General features: G+C 43.2%; 11 protein-coding genes, 1 tRNA gene and 1 pseudogene. 10 read left to right on the top strand and 3 right to left on the bottom strand.

The genetic code is table 11. The features are described 5' to 3' along the window. Window positions 1-7: 7 nt before the first annotated feature. The 4 genes and pseudogenes from lysS to EAE89_RS01615 form a co-directional block, all read left to right on the top strand. On the top strand, window positions 8-1,522 hold the full coding sequence (gene lysS / locus EAE89_RS01600) for a lysine--tRNA ligase (protein WP_214085264.1): 1,515 nt from the start codon (window positions 8-10) through the stop codon (window positions 1,520-1,522). 151 nt (window positions 1,523-1,673) lie between these two features. After that, a tRNA-Gly gene (locus EAE89_RS01605) sits at window positions 1,674-1,747 on the top strand. A gap of 215 nt (window positions 1,748-1,962) precedes the next feature. Further along, on the top strand, window positions 1,963-2,595 hold the full coding sequence (locus EAE89_RS01610; protein WP_214085265.1) for a CatB-related O-acetyltransferase: 633 nt from the start codon (window positions 1,963-1,965) through the stop codon (window positions 2,593-2,595). Window positions 2,596-2,850: 255 nt separating this feature from the next. Further along, a pseudogene (locus EAE89_RS01615) lies at window positions 2,851-3,006 on the top strand (Rpn family recombination-promoting nuclease/putative transposase); the annotation flags it as partial. Between the two features lie 188 nt (window positions 3,007-3,194). On the opposite strand, the gene EAE89_RS01620 reads toward EAE89_RS01615, so the two are convergent. Next, complete coding sequence (locus EAE89_RS01620) at window positions 3,195-4,043, bottom strand: DJ-1/PfpI family protein (RefSeq protein ID WP_054475183.1); 849 nt, start codon at window positions 4,041-4,043, stop codon at window positions 3,195-3,197. 175 nt (window positions 4,044-4,218) lie between these two features. Between EAE89_RS01620 and EAE89_RS01625 the strand changes: the two genes are divergently transcribed. After that, on the top strand, window positions 4,219-5,190 hold the full coding sequence (locus EAE89_RS01625) for a GlxA family transcriptional regulator (protein WP_054475181.1): 972 nt from the start codon (window positions 4,219-4,221) through the stop codon (window positions 5,188-5,190). Window position 5,191: 1 nt separating this feature from the next. On the opposite strand, the gene prpR is transcribed toward EAE89_RS01625, so the two are convergent. Then, window positions 5,192-6,892: a propionate catabolism operon regulatory protein PrpR gene (gene prpR, locus EAE89_RS01630; protein ID WP_149616391.1), complete on the bottom strand. Its 1,701-nt coding sequence runs from the start codon at window positions 6,890-6,892 to the stop codon at window positions 5,192-5,194. 303 nt (window positions 6,893-7,195) lie between these two features. On the opposite strand from prpR, the gene prpB reads away from it, so the two are divergent. From prpB to EAE89_RS01650, 4 genes are read left to right on the top strand one after another with little or no spacing between them, the layout of a single operon-like run. Continuing rightward, on the top strand, window positions 7,196-8,086 hold the full coding sequence (gene prpB / locus EAE89_RS01635; protein WP_054475177.1) for a methylisocitrate lyase: 891 nt from the start codon (window positions 7,196-7,198) through the stop codon (window positions 8,084-8,086). Between the two features lie 59 nt (window positions 8,087-8,145). Next, window positions 8,146-9,312, top strand: coding sequence for a bifunctional 2-methylcitrate synthase/citrate synthase (gene prpC / locus EAE89_RS01640; protein WP_054475176.1), 1,167 nt, complete (start codon window positions 8,146-8,148; stop codon window positions 9,310-9,312). Between the two features lie 55 nt (window positions 9,313-9,367). Next, window positions 9,368-10,819, top strand: coding sequence for a bifunctional 2-methylcitrate dehydratase/aconitate hydratase (locus tag EAE89_RS01645; protein ID WP_214085266.1), 1,452 nt, complete (start codon window positions 9,368-9,370; stop codon window positions 10,817-10,819). Between the two features lie 46 nt (window positions 10,820-10,865). Further along, a complete protein-coding gene (locus EAE89_RS01650) occupies window positions 10,866-12,776 on the top strand; it encodes a propionate--CoA ligase (protein ID WP_339423025.1) in 1,911 nt (636 codons plus the stop codon). A gap of 254 nt (window positions 12,777-13,030) precedes the next feature. On the opposite strand, the gene EAE89_RS01655 is transcribed toward EAE89_RS01650, so the two are convergent. After that, window positions 13,031-14,656, bottom strand: coding sequence for a glycoside hydrolase family protein (locus tag EAE89_RS01655; protein WP_054475171.1), 1,626 nt, complete (start codon window positions 14,654-14,656; stop codon window positions 13,031-13,033). A gap of 749 nt (window positions 14,657-15,405) precedes the next feature. On the opposite strand from EAE89_RS01655, the gene EAE89_RS01660 reads away from it, so the two are divergent. Further along, window positions 15,406-15,579 (top strand): hypothetical protein, encoded by a 174-nt coding sequence (locus tag EAE89_RS01660; protein WP_161804194.1) that lies wholly within the window; start codon window positions 15,406-15,408, stop codon window positions 15,577-15,579. Window positions 15,580-15,605: the final 26 nt, after the last annotated feature.

Below are 15,605 nucleotides of genomic sequence, written 5' to 3' on the forward strand. Positions count from 1 at the left end.
AACTAAAATGTCACAACAACAACAGGGTACCGAACAGGCTCCCGATTTAAATAACGAACTGAAAACCCGCCGTGAAAAACTCGCGGCTTTACGTGAAAATGGCATTGCCTTCCCAAATGATTTTCATCGTGAAAACATTTCAGAAGAGCTGCACGCGAAATATGACGACAAAGCCCAAGAAGAGCTGGAAGCACTGAATATTGAAGTGACAGTTGGCGGTCGTATGATGACTCGTCGCATCATGGGTAAGGCTTCTTTTGTCACGCTACAGGATGCGAGCGGTCGTATTCAGTTATATGTTGCTCGCGATGATTTGCCGGAAGGTATTTATAACGAACAATTTAAAAAATGGGATTTGGGAGACATTCTGGGCGCCCGGGGTAAGTTGTTTAAAACCAAGACCGGTGAGCTTTCTGTTCATTGTACGGAATTGCGTTTGTTGACTAAAGCTCTGCGTCCATTGCCGGATAAATTCCACGGTTTGGCTGATCAGGAAACCCGTTACCGCCAGCGCTATCTGGATTTGATTGCTAATGAAGAATCGCGCAAGACTTTCCAGATTCGTTCTCAGGTCTTGTCGGTGATGCGTAACTTTATTATCAGTAAAGGCTTTATGGAAGTAGAAACACCGATGATGCAGGTAATTCCTGGTGGTGCGGCGGCACGTCCGTTTATTACTCACCACAATGCGTTGGACATTGATATGTATCTGCGTATTGCGCCGGAACTTTACCTGAAACGTTTGGTAGTTGGTGGTTTTGAGCGTGTGTTTGAAATTAACCGTAACTTCCGTAATGAAGGTGTATCTCCGCGCCATAACCCTGAGTTCACGATGTTAGAACTCTATATGGCTTATGCAGATTACAAAGATCTGATTGTGCTGATCGAAGAGTTATTCCGTACCCTGGCTCAGAATGTTTTGGGGGATACACTGGTTAAATATGGTGAGCAGGAATTCGATTTCGGTAAACCATTTGCTCAAATGAGCATGAAAGAAGCTATTTGCAAATATCGCCCTGAGACCAATATGGCAGATCTGGAAGATATGGATAAAGCGGTGGCTATTGCTGAATCTCTTGGTATTAAAGTTGAAAAAAGCTGGGGACTCGGTCGCGTTCAGTGTGAGATTTTCGAAGAAACGGCTGAAAGCCGCTTGATTCAACCCACATTTATCACTGAATATCCGGCAGAAGTTTCTCCGTTGGCTCGCCGTAATAATGAAAATCCGTTTATCACCGACCGTTTTGAATTCTTTATTGGTGGACGTGAAATTGGGAACGGCTTCTCAGAATTGAATGATGCTGAAGATCAGGCAGAACGTTTTGCAGAACAGGTTCGTCAGAAAGATGAAGGTGATGATGAAGCGATGTTCTATGATGAAGATTATATAACGGCTTTGGAACACGGCATGCCACCGACAGCCGGTTTGGGTATTGGTATTGACCGTATGGTCATGTTATTTACCAACAGCCATACCATCCGTGACGTTATTCTGTTCCCGGCGATGCGCCCACAGAAATAACAGACAGAATTAAGTTTTAAATTTTAATTCCCCTGTGGCATAGCGGTCAGGGGAGTTTTTATTTTCAATTGATTGAAATATAGACAGCTTAAATAAATAATGGCTTGCTGGTGCCAATGAAATCGCTATAATAATTTATGTTATTCCCAAAGCGGGTGTAGCTCAATGGTAGAGCAGAGGCTTCCCAAGCCTACGACGAGGGTTCGATTCCCTTCACCCGCTCCAGTTTGCCTCTTCCTGAAAATACCGAGTGGTTCACATTAAAAGTGTATTTTTTTATATGATGTAGCCAGGTTAATTACTGCGATATTGTTTAAGATGAAAATAATCCCATTATTAAATCAGCCTCGAATCAGCTAGACGTGATGTATTTTGAATGCGAATACATCACCATAGAAAGCATTCTATGGTAAATAAATAATCAATAGAGACTGTTTACCATGAAAGAAAAACATTGGTCGAAAACCCAACTTTTACATGAAGCTGTAACCAATCAAAATATTATTATCAAAGGCACTCATAGCTACTACAGTGATTGTTGGAGTGGTGATTTTGAAGAATCTGTCGTGCGTTATTTATACGGTGATAAGATCAGTCTTCAATGGGAGTCTAAGTGGCCAATTGATAAATTGTATATTGGCGATTATGTTTGCATAGGTGCTGAAACCATTATTCTTATGGGTGGAAACAATACGCACAGAGCAGATTGGTTCTGTTTATATCCATTCATGGAATATATTGAAGACGCATACATAGGCAAAGGTGATACGCATATTCATGATGGCGTGTGGCTTGGTATTCGTTCAATGATTATGCCAGGTGTCACTATCGGAGAAGGTGCTATAGTTGCGGCTAATAGCGTCGTAACTAAAGATGTTGAGCCATATAGTCTTGTAGCTGGCTCGCCTGCGAAATTAGTTAAATATCGATTTGTACCGCACATCATAAATGAACTGTTAGCGTTAAAAATATATGATTGGTCAGAAGAGAAATTTAATGCATTAAAACCCTATCTCTGTTCTTCAGATATTAACGCGTTAATATCCGCTGTAAAATCATATGTAGAGGAATAGTTAATTAGACTGGATTCAATAAGTATAATTTTTCACAATATTTAATTGCTGAATTATTTAACTGAAGTCTATTAATTATTAGCTTAAATACCGTTTCGGCACTCAAGTCGCAAACGGTATTTCTCCGAAATTAATCTGACTTTGACTCACTAAATAGAAAACATCGTACAATAGGGTGAAAAAATAAGACAAGAAATTGTTATTCTTTGTTTAATATTCCTTCAATATAAAAGAAAGTATGCTACTATTTCTATTATGAAAAGAAAAAATACACCAACGCCACATGACGCTATTTTTAAAAAGTTTTTAAGTCATATTGATACTGCCAGAGATTTTCTAGAGATACACTTACCTGCCTCATTACGGACAGTTTGTGATCTTAATATACCCAATAGATTTCAAGATGGATCGAGACGGCAAGGGAGCGTAGCCAACAAAGCAGCAACTTGAAAGATGAAGAGTATATGTACCTCTGAATGAGTTGTTCTTAGAATAAAAGGTATTTCCGTTATTGGTAAATGATCAATTGCTAAAATAAATCTGCTTAAGCTGTTGGCAAGGCTGAAACAGATTAATTAAGCCATAATACGGAAATAAACTCAGTAGATATCTGATATTCTCTTGGCACTTTTAATCAATATTTCTTTATAACCAGGCGTCTGTTTTTCTACATTGGAAAATATGGCCTGACGTGTGGCATTGGTTATCTCTTTTCCTGCGAATTCTGGAGTGCCGCTATTGAACGGAGGTTTTGGGTTATATTGCAGCGCCAATTGAGCTATTTGTGCGTGTTCTTCATCTTTAATTTCCGCGAGCAATGTTAAACCAAAATCAATCCCCGCAGTAACGCCGCCCCCTGTGATCCGGTTTCTATCGATAACGACTCTTTTATTGACCGGTATTGCACCGAACTTGCTGAGATTGTCCATCATCGACCAATGAGTCGCCGCTTTATACCCTTTTAGCAAGCCAGCGGCTCCTAGCAGAATAGATCCGGTACACACGCTTGTTACCCAGGATGCTTTACTGCCCACTTTATGTATCCAATCAAGCATGTCTAATTCGTTAAGTAAAGCATAAGGATTTCCGGTGCCGGGAACACATAAGATATCCACTTTGTCTAACTGCTCAAATGTTATACTCGGTGAGAATGATATATGTTCCAGCTCAGTACGTACCGGAAGTAAATCGCGCCAAACATATTCAATATTTAACCATTCTCCTATTGTAAGAATCGTCGCGGGACCAATCATATCAAGGGGTGTAATGCCCGGAAAAATGACAAAAGCAAGGGTGGGCTTTCCTCCAGATGATGCTTTCATTGCCGAAGGTAATGCTACAGAGCGTTCTTTGGCAAAAGCATTCTGATTGGCAAAAATGCCTATTGATGAAATTGTCAGTGCAGATTTAATAATAAAGTTTCTTCTATCAATAGATATATTTTTCATGGCGAAATTTTCCTTATCGAGATTGAAAGCGAACCGAAATACGTGTGCCGTTACCTTTATCGATCGCGGAATGTTTATATTCCCGGTAGTGAATTGATGGGATAACTGTAACCGTTAGTTAATTGGCGTATATGCCAATATTGCGACAATTTACGCCAAGTGCCATAATTTCCTTATGAACATTAAAACTCTCTATTTGCTGATCTTCCCCAATATAAATCTGCTGGATCTTTCAGGGCCATTGCAGGTCTTTACAACAGCTAATGATCTGGCAGAGAAGTCCGGTCACAGACAACCCTACACCATAAAAGTCGTGGCTTGTGATCCCGGGCAAGTAATGACAGAGGCCGGAATAAGTGTACAGGCAGAACCCTTGCCTGAGTTGGATTCTCCCGCTGATACTTTGATCGTTGTAGGGGGAATCGGCGTTGAGTCAGCGGCGAGCCATCCGCCATTGCGTAATTGGTTAAAGGGACATGCACCTTTGGCTAGGCGTATTGTGTCTATATGCAGTGGGGCATTCGTTCTGGCTGCCTGCGGGTTGCTTGATGGCCGCCGAGTCGTCACTCATTGGAGCAGCTGCGCCGAACTGGCCCGGCGTTACAGTAAATTACAGGTAGAATGTGATCCCATCTTTATTCAGGATGGTCCGGTGTGGACTTCTGCCGGTGTTACCGCAGGTATCGATCTGGCTCTGGCGCTGCTGGAAGAAGATCTCGGTCATAAAATGGCACTGGATGTTGCACGGAACCTTGTTATGTTTCTTAAACGTCCTGGTGGGCAGGAACAGTTTAGTGCTCCGCTGGCGTTACAAAGTAGCACAAGTAAATTTGCAGATCTGCACGCCTGGATGACCAACAATTTGGCAGGTGATCTTTCTGTGATAGCCTTGGCCGCTCGTGCCAATATGAGTGAGCGTAGCTTCGTGCGCCACTACGGCCAACATGTAGGAATTACGCCAGCCAAAGCGGTGGAGCGATTCCGTCTGGAAGCAGCACGTCATCTTTTGGTTGAATCCACGCTATCGCTCAAGTGTATAGCTTCCCGTTGTGGTTTCGGTTGTGAAGACACTTTACGCCGTAGTTTCTGCCGGGCGTTCGGGAGTACGCCGCAGGATTATCGCAAGCATTTCAAGACGACGTTTTAAATCACTTTTTCGTCAATATTTGTTGCTTTATTCCCGTATTCCCTGCCATTTCTTTTTTCAGCCGTCTCCACAACGTAGTACGGCTAATTCCCAGATATTCTGCGGTTGCCCGGTGATTGCCAGAAAATCGTTTCAAGGTTTCATGAACGGAAAGCGGTGCAACAAATGAAGGTGGTTCAGTCAGAGAAGGTAAGGATTTCGCCCTTTTTTCTGTCAGCCAGCGTGTAGGTTGGCGCTCCGGTGAAAGTGCCAATATCAATTTTGGTGTCAATGTATGTTCAGGATGGGCACTGAGGTATAACGCGATCCGCTCCATGAGATTACGCAGTTCTCGGACATTACCAGGCCAATGATAGGCTTGTAATGCTTCCTGACAGGCAGAAAGTTCTTGTACTCTTGATTGTGAGACTGGCAAATTTAATGCAGCAAATGCTCGCCGCAGATATTCTAGTGCTAATAGGCTAATATCATTGCCCCTTTCCCTGAGTGCTGGAATGTTGATCCGTAATACACTCAGACGATAGAACAGGTCGGTTCGAAAACGCCCTTCTTGCACCCAGGTATCCAAATCGCAATGTGTGGCACAAATGATCCGAACATCAATGGTAATTGGACGGTGTCCTCCTACCCTGACAACGGACTTTTCTTCCAGTACTCTCAATAGCCGCGTTTGAAGAGGCAATGGCATTTCACCAATTTCATCCAGAAATAGCGTGCCTCTATGGGCAACTTCAAAAAGACCGGCGCGCCCTCCACGTCGGGAGCCAGTGAAAGCTCCTTCTTCATAACCAAACAATTCAGCTTCCAGCAGGGATTCAGCAATGGCTCCGCAGTTAACGGCAACAAACGGACGCCGATGTTTACCCGTAACTTGACCATACCGCAGGGTATATTCATGGTGAATGGCTTGAGCCACCAGCTCTTTCCCTGTACCGCTTTCCCCTTGTATCAGCACTGTGGCAGGCGAACGGGCATATAACATGATGGTATTGCGCACATGCTCCATCACGGTTGAATCTCCCTGGATATCACTGAGAGTGTGGCGGATATGTAAGGTATTCTCTGTTGGATAGGTAGAAATGGCAGCTTGGTTGAGCTTGGTCATTCTGGCGATATCCAAGGCGTCATGAAATGCTTGGCGAATAGAATCGGCAGAATAGACAAAGACCCCCACAAGTTCAGCCTCATAAGCGAGATCGGTAATGAGTCCGGCACCGACAATTACCTTAATGCCGATAGCTTTTAATGCATTGATCTGTGCCCGTGCATCTTCTTCCGTTACGTAGCTGCGCTGCTCAATACGCAAGTTGAAGCGTTGCTGAAATTCTTCCAGTGCTGGCAATGTATTTTGATAGGTGATAACGCCAATACGGGAGCTGATTTGTCGTGCGCGGGCTAATGCCTGAATAAAATCGAACCCGCTGGCCTTAGCAATGATAACAGGTACAGACAAACGACGTTTCAAATAGGCGCCATTAGAGCCGGCACAGAGTACTGCATCACAACGTTCGGTTGTTAAACGCTTACGAATATGCTGGACCGCATTTTCAAAACCAAGTTGGATGGGCGTGATATCGGCCTGATGGTCGAACTCTGGCGTGATATCGCGGAATAGATCGAAAAGACGGGAAACAGAGACTGTCCAAATGACCGGTTTTTCACTGCTATCACGACCTACTGATACTGATTGTGCTTCTGCCATTCTGTTCCCCTAAGTGTGCGCTGTTTTCGTTTTTCCCACGACAATAATTTAATGTTTCTGAATTGTTTCATTAATGTTTTGTGAAACATTAATGATTCATTATGAAACAAATGCGATTTTGTATCAATGATGCTTTCCTACAGCATAGCAAATGTCTTAAATGCTATTTTTTAATTTAAAAACAATTCATTAACTCTTAAATCATCTTTGTTTTTGAGTTTGCTAATCATCTTTATACTCTAATTGGCACATACATTGCTTAGTAACAAATGAATTTCATTTTAATAACAATAAAGGTTGCGTATGGCGCTTTACTCTGCTGGTTTGGCATTTCGTCAGGCTATAGAAGCTGAATCTCCATTACAGGTTGTTGGTACTATCAATGCTAACCATGCATTGTTGGCAAAACGAACGGGTTATAAAGCTATTTATCTCTCTGGTGGTGGTGTATCGGCGGGATCATTGGGTATGCCTGATCTGGGAATTTCAACGCTGGATGATGTGCTGACAGATATTCGTCGTATTACAGACGTGTGTGATTTGCCATTGCTGGTGGATGCCGATATCGGTTTTGGCTCTTCTGCCTTTAATGTGGTCCGCACAGTGCGTTCAATGATTAAAGCCGGCGCTGCGGGATTACATATTGAGGATCAGGTCGGCGCGAAGCGCTGCGGCCATCGTCCGAATAAAGAGATTGTGTCTAAAGAGGAAATGGTTGATCGCATTAAGGCCGCCGTCGATGCTCGTACTGATAAGAATTTCGTCATTATGGCTCGTACTGATGCTTTAGCTGTTGAAGGCTTAGAAGCAGCGCTTGACAGGGCTAAAGCCTATATTGAAGCCGGGGCGGATATGCTATTTCCTGAGGCGATTACTGAATTGCATATGTATAAAGCATTTGCGTCAACAACTAGGGTTCCAGTGCTGGCTAACATTACCGAATTTGGGGCGACTCCACTTTTCACTACCGAAGAGTTGAAAAGTGTGGATGTTTCCATGGCGCTTTACCCGCTTTCTGCTTTTCGGGCAATGAATAAAGCGGCTGAGCAGGTTTACACCACACTTCGCCGCGAAGGGACACAGAAGAATGTGATCAGCATGATGCAAACTCGCAACGAATTATACGAAAGCATCAATTACTACGATTTTGAACAAAAACTGGATGCGCTTTTCTCCCAGAAAAAATCTCAATGACGAAACAGTTCCACCCAATTTCATCACTTTATGTGGCATAAAACAGTAGAGGTGATCCCATGAGCGAACAGAAGACGATGACTGAGTCAACCACATTCAAGCCTAAAAAATCTGTTGCCCTTTCAGGAATCAGTGCGGGTAACACAGCACTTTGTACAGTTGGAAAGACGGGTAATGATTTGCACTACCGCGGTTACGATATTCTTGATCTAGCAACCCGATGTGAATTTGAGGAAGTTGCCTACCTGTTGATCCATGAAAAACTACCTTCTCGCGTTGAACTGGCCGCTTATAAAACGAAATTAAAAGCATTGCGAGGCTTGCCGAGTAACGTTAAAGCTGCACTGGAGACATTGCCTGCTGCTGCTCATCCTATGGATGTCATGCGTACTGGAGCTTCTGTTCTTGGTTGCACATTACCTGAGAAAGACAACCGTAATCTCGCGGGTGCGCGTGATATTGCTGACAGACTGCTGGCCTCTCTTGGTTCCATGTTGCTCTACTGGTATCACTATAGCCATAACGGACGCCGCATTGAGGTAGAAACCGATGATCAGTCGATAGGGGGGCATTTTCTTCACCTTCTGCATGGTAAAAAACCCAGCGAAGCATGGGAAAAAACCATGCATACCTCCCTGATCCTTTATGCAGAACATGAGTTTAATGCCTCAACATTTACTAGTCGGGTTATCGCAGGAACTGGTACGGATATTTACTCCGCTATCATCGGGGCGATTGGCGCATTACGAGGACCAAAACACGGTGGAGCAAATGAAGTCTCTTTTGAAATTCAACAGCGTTATGAAAATCCTGACGAAGCAGAGATAGATATCTTGGCGCGTTTGGAAAGAAAAGAGGTCATTATTGGTTTTGGTCATCCGGTTTACACCGTCTCAGATCCCCGTCACGAAGTGATTAAAGATTTGGCTTTGAAACTCTCCAAACAGGCTGGAACAACCAAAATGTTTGATATTGCGGACCGACTGGAATCGGTGATGTGGGCTAATAAAAAAATGTTCCCAAATCTTGATTGGTTCTCTGCGGTTTCCTATCACATGATGGGGGTGCCAACTGCGATGTTTACACCGCTATTTGTGATGGCTCGTACAGCGGGATGGGCTGCTCACATCATTGAGCAGCGTATTGATAATAAAATTATTCGGCCTTCGGCCAACTATACCGGACCCGAAAATCGGGTATTTATGCCAATTGATGAACGTGGATAACGTTATTTCTGGTGTGGGATTTCCTGCATTACTGTTTTTTTAACAAGGAATTATTATGTCTACCTCTGTTACAAATAACCGTCCTGAATATGATCAAGTTATTGTGGATATTGTGGATTATGTTATGGAATACCCCATCACATCATCCGTCGCACATGAAACGGCCTATTACTGTTTTCTTGATACGTTAGGCTGTGGGCTAGAGGCACTAGAATATCCGGCCTGTAAGAAACTACTGGGGCCGATTGTGCCGGGTACGGTTGTGCCTAATGGTGTACGTGTACCGGGAACCCAGTTTCAGCTTGATCCCGTACAGGCGGCATTTAACATTGGTACGATGATCCGGTGGTTAGATTTTAATGACACATGGCTTGCGGCGGAATGGGGACATCCATCCGACAATCTCGGTGGTATATTGGCCGTGGCTGACTGGTTATCAAGGAATGCCGTCGCGGGAGGGAAAAAGCCTCTCACGATCAAAGACGTTTTGATCGGAATGATCAAAGCACATGAGATCCAGGGATGCCTTGCACTGGAGAATGCGTTTAATAAAGTTGGGCTGGATCACGTTATTCTGGTAAAAGTGGCTTCAACCGCCGTTGTTGCTGAAATGCTGGGGTTGAATCGGGAAGAACTTCTGAGTGTCGTGTCGCTTGCTTGGGTTGATGGGCAGGCGCTGAGAACTTACCGTCATGCTCCCAATACGGGTTCACGTAAATCTTGGGCAGCGGGTGATGCGACATCTCGTGCGGTCCGTTTAGCCCTGATGGTGCAAAAAGGTGAAATGGGCTATCCCTCGGTACTAACTGCAAAGACCTGGGGATTTTATGATGTCCTGTTCAATGGTCAGCCTTTTGAATTCCAGCGTCCATATGGTGCTTATGTGATGGAAAATGTGTTGTTCAAGATCGCTTTCCCGGCAGAATTTCATGCACAAACTGCTGTAGAAGCGGCAATGAGTCTGCATCAGCAATTGAAAGACATCGGTAAAGCCATTGATGACATTGCAAAAATCACTATTCGAACCCATGAGGCTTGTATTCGGATTATCGATAAACAAGGCCCATTAAGTAATCCTGCTGACAGAGACCACTGTATTCAATATATGGTTGCAGTGCCTTTGATTTTTGGCCGCCTCACGGCTGCGGATTATGAAGATAGCGTTGCGGCAGATCCCCGTATTGATGCACTGCGGGAAAAAATAGTGTGTGTTGAAGACCCTGATTTTACCTGTGATTATCACGATCCAGAAAAACGCTCTATTGCCAATGCATTAACAGTGACGTTAGCAGATGGTAGCCAGCTTGATGAAGTCACGGTTGAATTCCCTATCGGCCATGCTCGTCGTCGCAAAGAAGGCATGCCATTATTGCTGCAAAAATTCAAAACCAATCTGGCACGCCAGTTCCCTGAAACCCAGCAGAGAAGGATTTTATCTGTCTCCCTTGACCGTTCATTGCTGGAAAATATGCCTGTAAACGAATACCTCGATTTGTACGTTATATGATCTAAAATGCTATCAGCGGCTGCTCTCCCGGAGCGCTGCCTCTATCATCTATGCAGCATCAGGAGAGATTATGTCATTCAAAGCTTTTTATCAGCAATCCATTGATGAACCAAATTTTTTCTGGGCTGAACAGGCTCAACGTATTTTCTGGCAACATCCTTTTGAGCAGGTTTTAGATCATAATACCCCTCCATTTGCCCGTTGGTTTTGTGGAGGGAAGACCAACCTGTGTTACAACGCGCTGGATCGCTGGTTGGAAAGCCAGCCTGATGCTAAAGCGCTCATCACGATCTCGACCGAAACGAATAGTGAGAAAGTATTCACCTTCAGGGAATTACATCAGGAAGTGAACAGTACTGCCGCTATGATGCTCTCTTTGGGCGTTAAAAAAGGCGACAGAGTTTTGGTTTATATGCCGATGATTGCTGAAGCGCTGTTTGTTTTGCTTGCTTGTGCTCGTATCGGTGCTATTCACTCTGTTGTCTTCGGTGGTTTTGCTTCCCATAGTCTTGCCACACGGTTGGATAATGCCGAACCTGTGCTGGTGGTGTCTGCTGATGGGGGATCTCGTGGTGGAAAGATCATTCCTTACAAGCCGTTGTTAGATGAAGCTATCGAACTGGCGAACTACAAACCGCGCCATATACTGATGGTTAATCGTGGACTGGCTGAAATGTCTTGGGTACCTGAAAGAGATATCGATTTTATGACATTGCGGCAGCAATACCTTAATGCTGATGTGCCTGTGATCTGGCTTGAATCCAATGAGATTTCCTGTGTGCTCTATACCTCTGGCACGACGGGTACTCCAAAGGGAGTGCAGCGTGATGTTGGAGGTTATGCTGTCGCATTAGCGACATCCATGGATGTTATTTTTGGTGGTAAAGCCGGTGAAGTGTTTTTCTGTACGTCAGATATTGGCTGGGTTGTAGGGCATTCTTATATTGCCTATGCTCCTTTGATCGCGGGAATGGCGACGATCATGTATGAAGGGCTGCCGATACAGCCGGATGCGGGCATTTGGTGGAAAATAGTGGAAAAGTATCAGGTAACCCGGATGTTTTCAGCACCTACGGCTATTCGTGTATTGAAAAAATATCCAGTTGAATATATTGAACAATATGATATTTCATCACTTAAGTCATTGTATTTGGCGGGAGAACCGCTTGATGAACATACTGTCCGTTGGATAGCTGAGGCTATCAACGTCCCTGTTATTGATAATTACTGGCAGACTGAGACAGGCTGGCCGATTATGGCGATTGCACGCAGCTTGGATGACAGACCGAGCCGATTTGGTAGTACGGGTTTCCCGATGTATGGTTTTCATGTCAAGCTTATTAATGAATTAACCGGCAAAGAGTGCGGTGATAACGAAAAGGGCATGCTGGTTGTTGAGGGGCCTTTGCCGCCGGGTTGTATTCAAACTATTTATGGTGATGATACGCGTTTTATCAATACTTATTGGTGCCACTTCGATCATCCGGTTTATTCCACATTCGATTGGGGTATCCGTGATAGTGACGGCTATTATTTTATTTTGGGGCGTTCGGATGATGTGATTAACGTTGCGGGACACCGCTTGGGAACGCGGGAGATAGAAGAGTGTCTTGCCAGCCATGAAGATGTTGCTGAAGTGGCTGTTATTGGCATTAAGGATGCTGTCAAGGGGCAAGTTGCCGTTGCTTTTGCGGTTCTTAAGGATGGAAGGGAAATCCAGAATGCTGAGCATTTTGCCTCTTTGGAAAAGGTTTTGATGGGTTTGGTAAATAAACAAATTGGCAATGTGGGTCGCCCGGAACGAGTATATTTCGTGTCTCAGTTGCCTAAGACCCGTTCAGGAAAAATGCTGCGTCGAACCTTGCAAGCAATATGTGAAGGGCGTGAACCGGGCGATCTTTCTCTGGTTGAAAACCCAGATTCATTGGAAGTTATTCGAGAAGTTGTTTTTTGCTAACAGATTGTAGCTCTAATCCAAGAGAAAAGTTTAATAAGTTTGATTGTGGAAATGGATTGCCTATGCTTATGGGGCCAAACGATTTAAGACTAAATTTTTCGTTATTGGTTTGCGGATAGTTTGAAAATTTCATCCCGAAATTCATCCTGCCAGTACATGGTCGTGAACGTTCAGATATCGCGTCTACGACCATGGTGTAGTATAAAAATCAGCATATCAAGATGTTGTTATGCTTGATTCGGTTAGTGAAATGGTTATTGCACTAGGTAGAGTGGATGTTTTGTTGGATAGGAATCGTATTTAGCTGACGGTACCATCTTAATCGATGATTTATTATCTCTGATTATCTTTAATCCATTCACCGGCCATTTAGCAGAATTAAGAAGAAATGCGGCTGGTTGTCCAGCTGTGCCAATAGCAGGAGCACCGATTTTTAATGAAGCTCCATATGGAATGGCATGGAAAATCTCAGGTGTGACTTCGACGAAGTTCTTAGTTAAGAACTGAATTGGTCGAATGGAATCAGCTTGAAAACGCGTTCCTGATACAACAAATGTTAAAGGTAGACCGACTGCTTTAATTCCATAGCCTTCGTAGATATTCGCAACCTGACTGGGAAGCATACTTTTACAGCTCATTCCAGCACTGATGTCGATACCAATATGTGCCAAGTTTGTAGGCGACTTACGAGGGAAATTACGCGCAGTCGCATTGATAACATCAATTGGCAGTGTACTGCACTGTCCGGTACTTGAGACAACTGAGTGCTTATCTGGTCTTGATACAATACCGGGACCTTCTACAGTGGAAGTGCTTAATTGGACATCGTTGTAAATTTTCGTAGAGAAGTCTGGCGGATAAAAGCTCAAAGATAGTCTGGAGCCATCATTGTGAGCTACGATCCATGCATTGAGTGCATCAGAAAACTGCATATCGACGCTTACCCAATAGTTTTGACGGTATTCGGTGTGATTCTCTTCCGTTTTTGTGACGAATCCATTCGGAGTAAGTTCTTCCACTTCACTTTGAAAGGTTGGATCGGGAGATCTTAAAATATATTGTCCACCGCCGCCGTAAATTTTATCCAGGGAATTTGCTCCGGTTGTATCCGTGTACATAAGGTAAAACATACCATTGAGATAGGACACGGAGGGTTGGCCTGCTCCGTAAGGATTTCCATCTAGCTTCTTGTTAGCGGGTAAGATTATCGGATTACCATTGTTTGCACGTGTCCAGTTAATTCCGTCAGTACTTGTTGCGAGGCCAATTTTTGTTATGCCTCCGATTTCAGTGCGAATACTGTCCCATCCACCGTAATACATATAATATGTACCATTAACTCGTATGACAGAGGGATCGCAAGTATGGACTTTATCGAATGCGTTCACTGCCTTGTCGGGAGAAAAAACAATCTGGTAAGCATTTTTACCCCCACGAGCACGGAAAGGGCCATCAAGAGATGGAGATTCGGCATAGAAAATATGGTCACCGGGATGAGTGGGATCGGAACCACACCACCACATCCGATATACCCCGTCTAACATCACGGAAGGTGCATAGTTGTATACTCCACCCTTTACCACTGGACCGATAGAAGTGCGAATATCTGATGTTGTTAACGGTATTTCTGTTTGTGCGAATGATGGAGCTGCCAATAATAACTCGCAGAGAAGAATTGGGAACAATAAAATATTTCGGGAAATCACACTCAAATAGAGGAGTAAGAATCTGCAAGAATGCAGAGCATAAACTAAAGCATCATTTAACGCAGATTCGCAATAATTTTTCCAGGCCGACATTTTGAATGTATGGTTGCTCATGTTTAATTGTTTAGTAATGATTCCCCAAATTTTGGGAACTGTTTTGGTACGTAAAGTCACAATTTTCTCCAGTGTTTTAAGTTTAAGTAATGGGGCGAGTAAAATTCTTAGCAAAACTTCCCTCAAATATGCCCCTAAAAAAAGATGTCATGACGGATAACTCGTATTCGTCGTGTTAACTCCATTCGGAGACTGATAATTTAACCTGCACTGTCTTTCAGCAATAATGCAGTGTAATATTCTGTTTTCATTGGTGGTTATAAAGGTAAATTTTTTGTATTTTTTCCCTTCCAGTACAAAACCATCAGAATTAAATAATTAAGTATAAAAAATTAATCAGATATTGTTCGTCTTGTGGTGAATATCTGTTCATGTCAAAAAATGTTACCTAAATCACAAAATAATATCAATGAGTTTATTTTTAAGACTATTCCTAATTAATCGAGCAAAAAATATCGGTTGGGGACCGGTTCTCTTATTCCGTTTTATCGTGTGTTGTATTTCAGCCATAGAAAACGCCAATCTGCGTTTTTTCTGATGTTCACAACCGTAAAAAGTTGCATAACTTAAGGCTTTTATAATGAGTATTTTTTGTTGAGGATAAAAAAATGCGGCTGTAATATGAAGGTCTATGGATTATATATAAGGGGCAATATGGAAACAGAATTGTGGAGACATACTGAATCAAATCTACCTTTATTACGCATGGGGCAATGCCTTTGCTCGTGACGTTAATCTCTGTGATTTTGTTCGGTGTTCATTTGGAATTCACTTAGACTGTGGGTATTGTTGTCATTTATTTAGGAATTATGCAGCTAACTTCTCACAATGGTTTCCTAAATAGTGAAGAACGAGCAATGAGTTTCACGTTAGGTACCGTTGGCTTTTATCGTTACATTTATCTTGCTAAGAATGCAGCTATTGCGGCAGGCTGGATTTTCGATATTTTTGGTCGAGTTAATGAACATAATACATCTCGCTAATCTGAGAAAAACATCAAATTTTGCTG

The organism is Photorhabdus heterorhabditis, assembly GCF_018448905.1.
Lineage (GTDB): Bacteria > Pseudomonadota > Gammaproteobacteria > Enterobacterales > Enterobacteriaceae > Photorhabdus > Photorhabdus heterorhabditis.

Excerpts from the sequence above, each read along its gene's own strand:
- lysS (WP_214085264.1), top strand. The coding sequence starts at position 8 with ATGTCACAACAACAACAGGGTACCGAACAGGCTCCCGATTTAAATAAC.
- EAE89_RS01610 (WP_214085265.1), top strand. The coding sequence starts at position 1,963 with ATGAAAGAAAAACATTGGTCGAAAACCCAACTTTTACATGAAGCTGTA.
- EAE89_RS01620 (WP_054475183.1), bottom strand. The coding sequence starts at position 4,043 with ATGAAAAATATATCTATTGATAGAAGAAACTTTATTATTAAATCTGCA.
- EAE89_RS01625 (WP_054475181.1), top strand. The coding sequence starts at position 4,219 with ATGAACATTAAAACTCTCTATTTGCTGATCTTCCCCAATATAAATCTG.
- prpR (WP_149616391.1), bottom strand. The coding sequence starts at position 6,892 with ATGGCAGAAGCACAATCAGTATCAGTAGGTCGTGATAGCAGTGAAAAA.
- prpB (WP_054475177.1), top strand. The coding sequence starts at position 7,196 with ATGGCGCTTTACTCTGCTGGTTTGGCATTTCGTCAGGCTATAGAAGCT.
- prpC (WP_054475176.1), top strand. The coding sequence starts at position 8,146 with ATGAGCGAACAGAAGACGATGACTGAGTCAACCACATTCAAGCCTAAA.
- EAE89_RS01645 (WP_214085266.1), top strand. The coding sequence starts at position 9,368 with ATGTCTACCTCTGTTACAAATAACCGTCCTGAATATGATCAAGTTATT.
- EAE89_RS01660 (WP_161804194.1), top strand. The coding sequence starts at position 15,406 with ATGCAGCTAACTTCTCACAATGGTTTCCTAAATAGTGAAGAACGAGCA.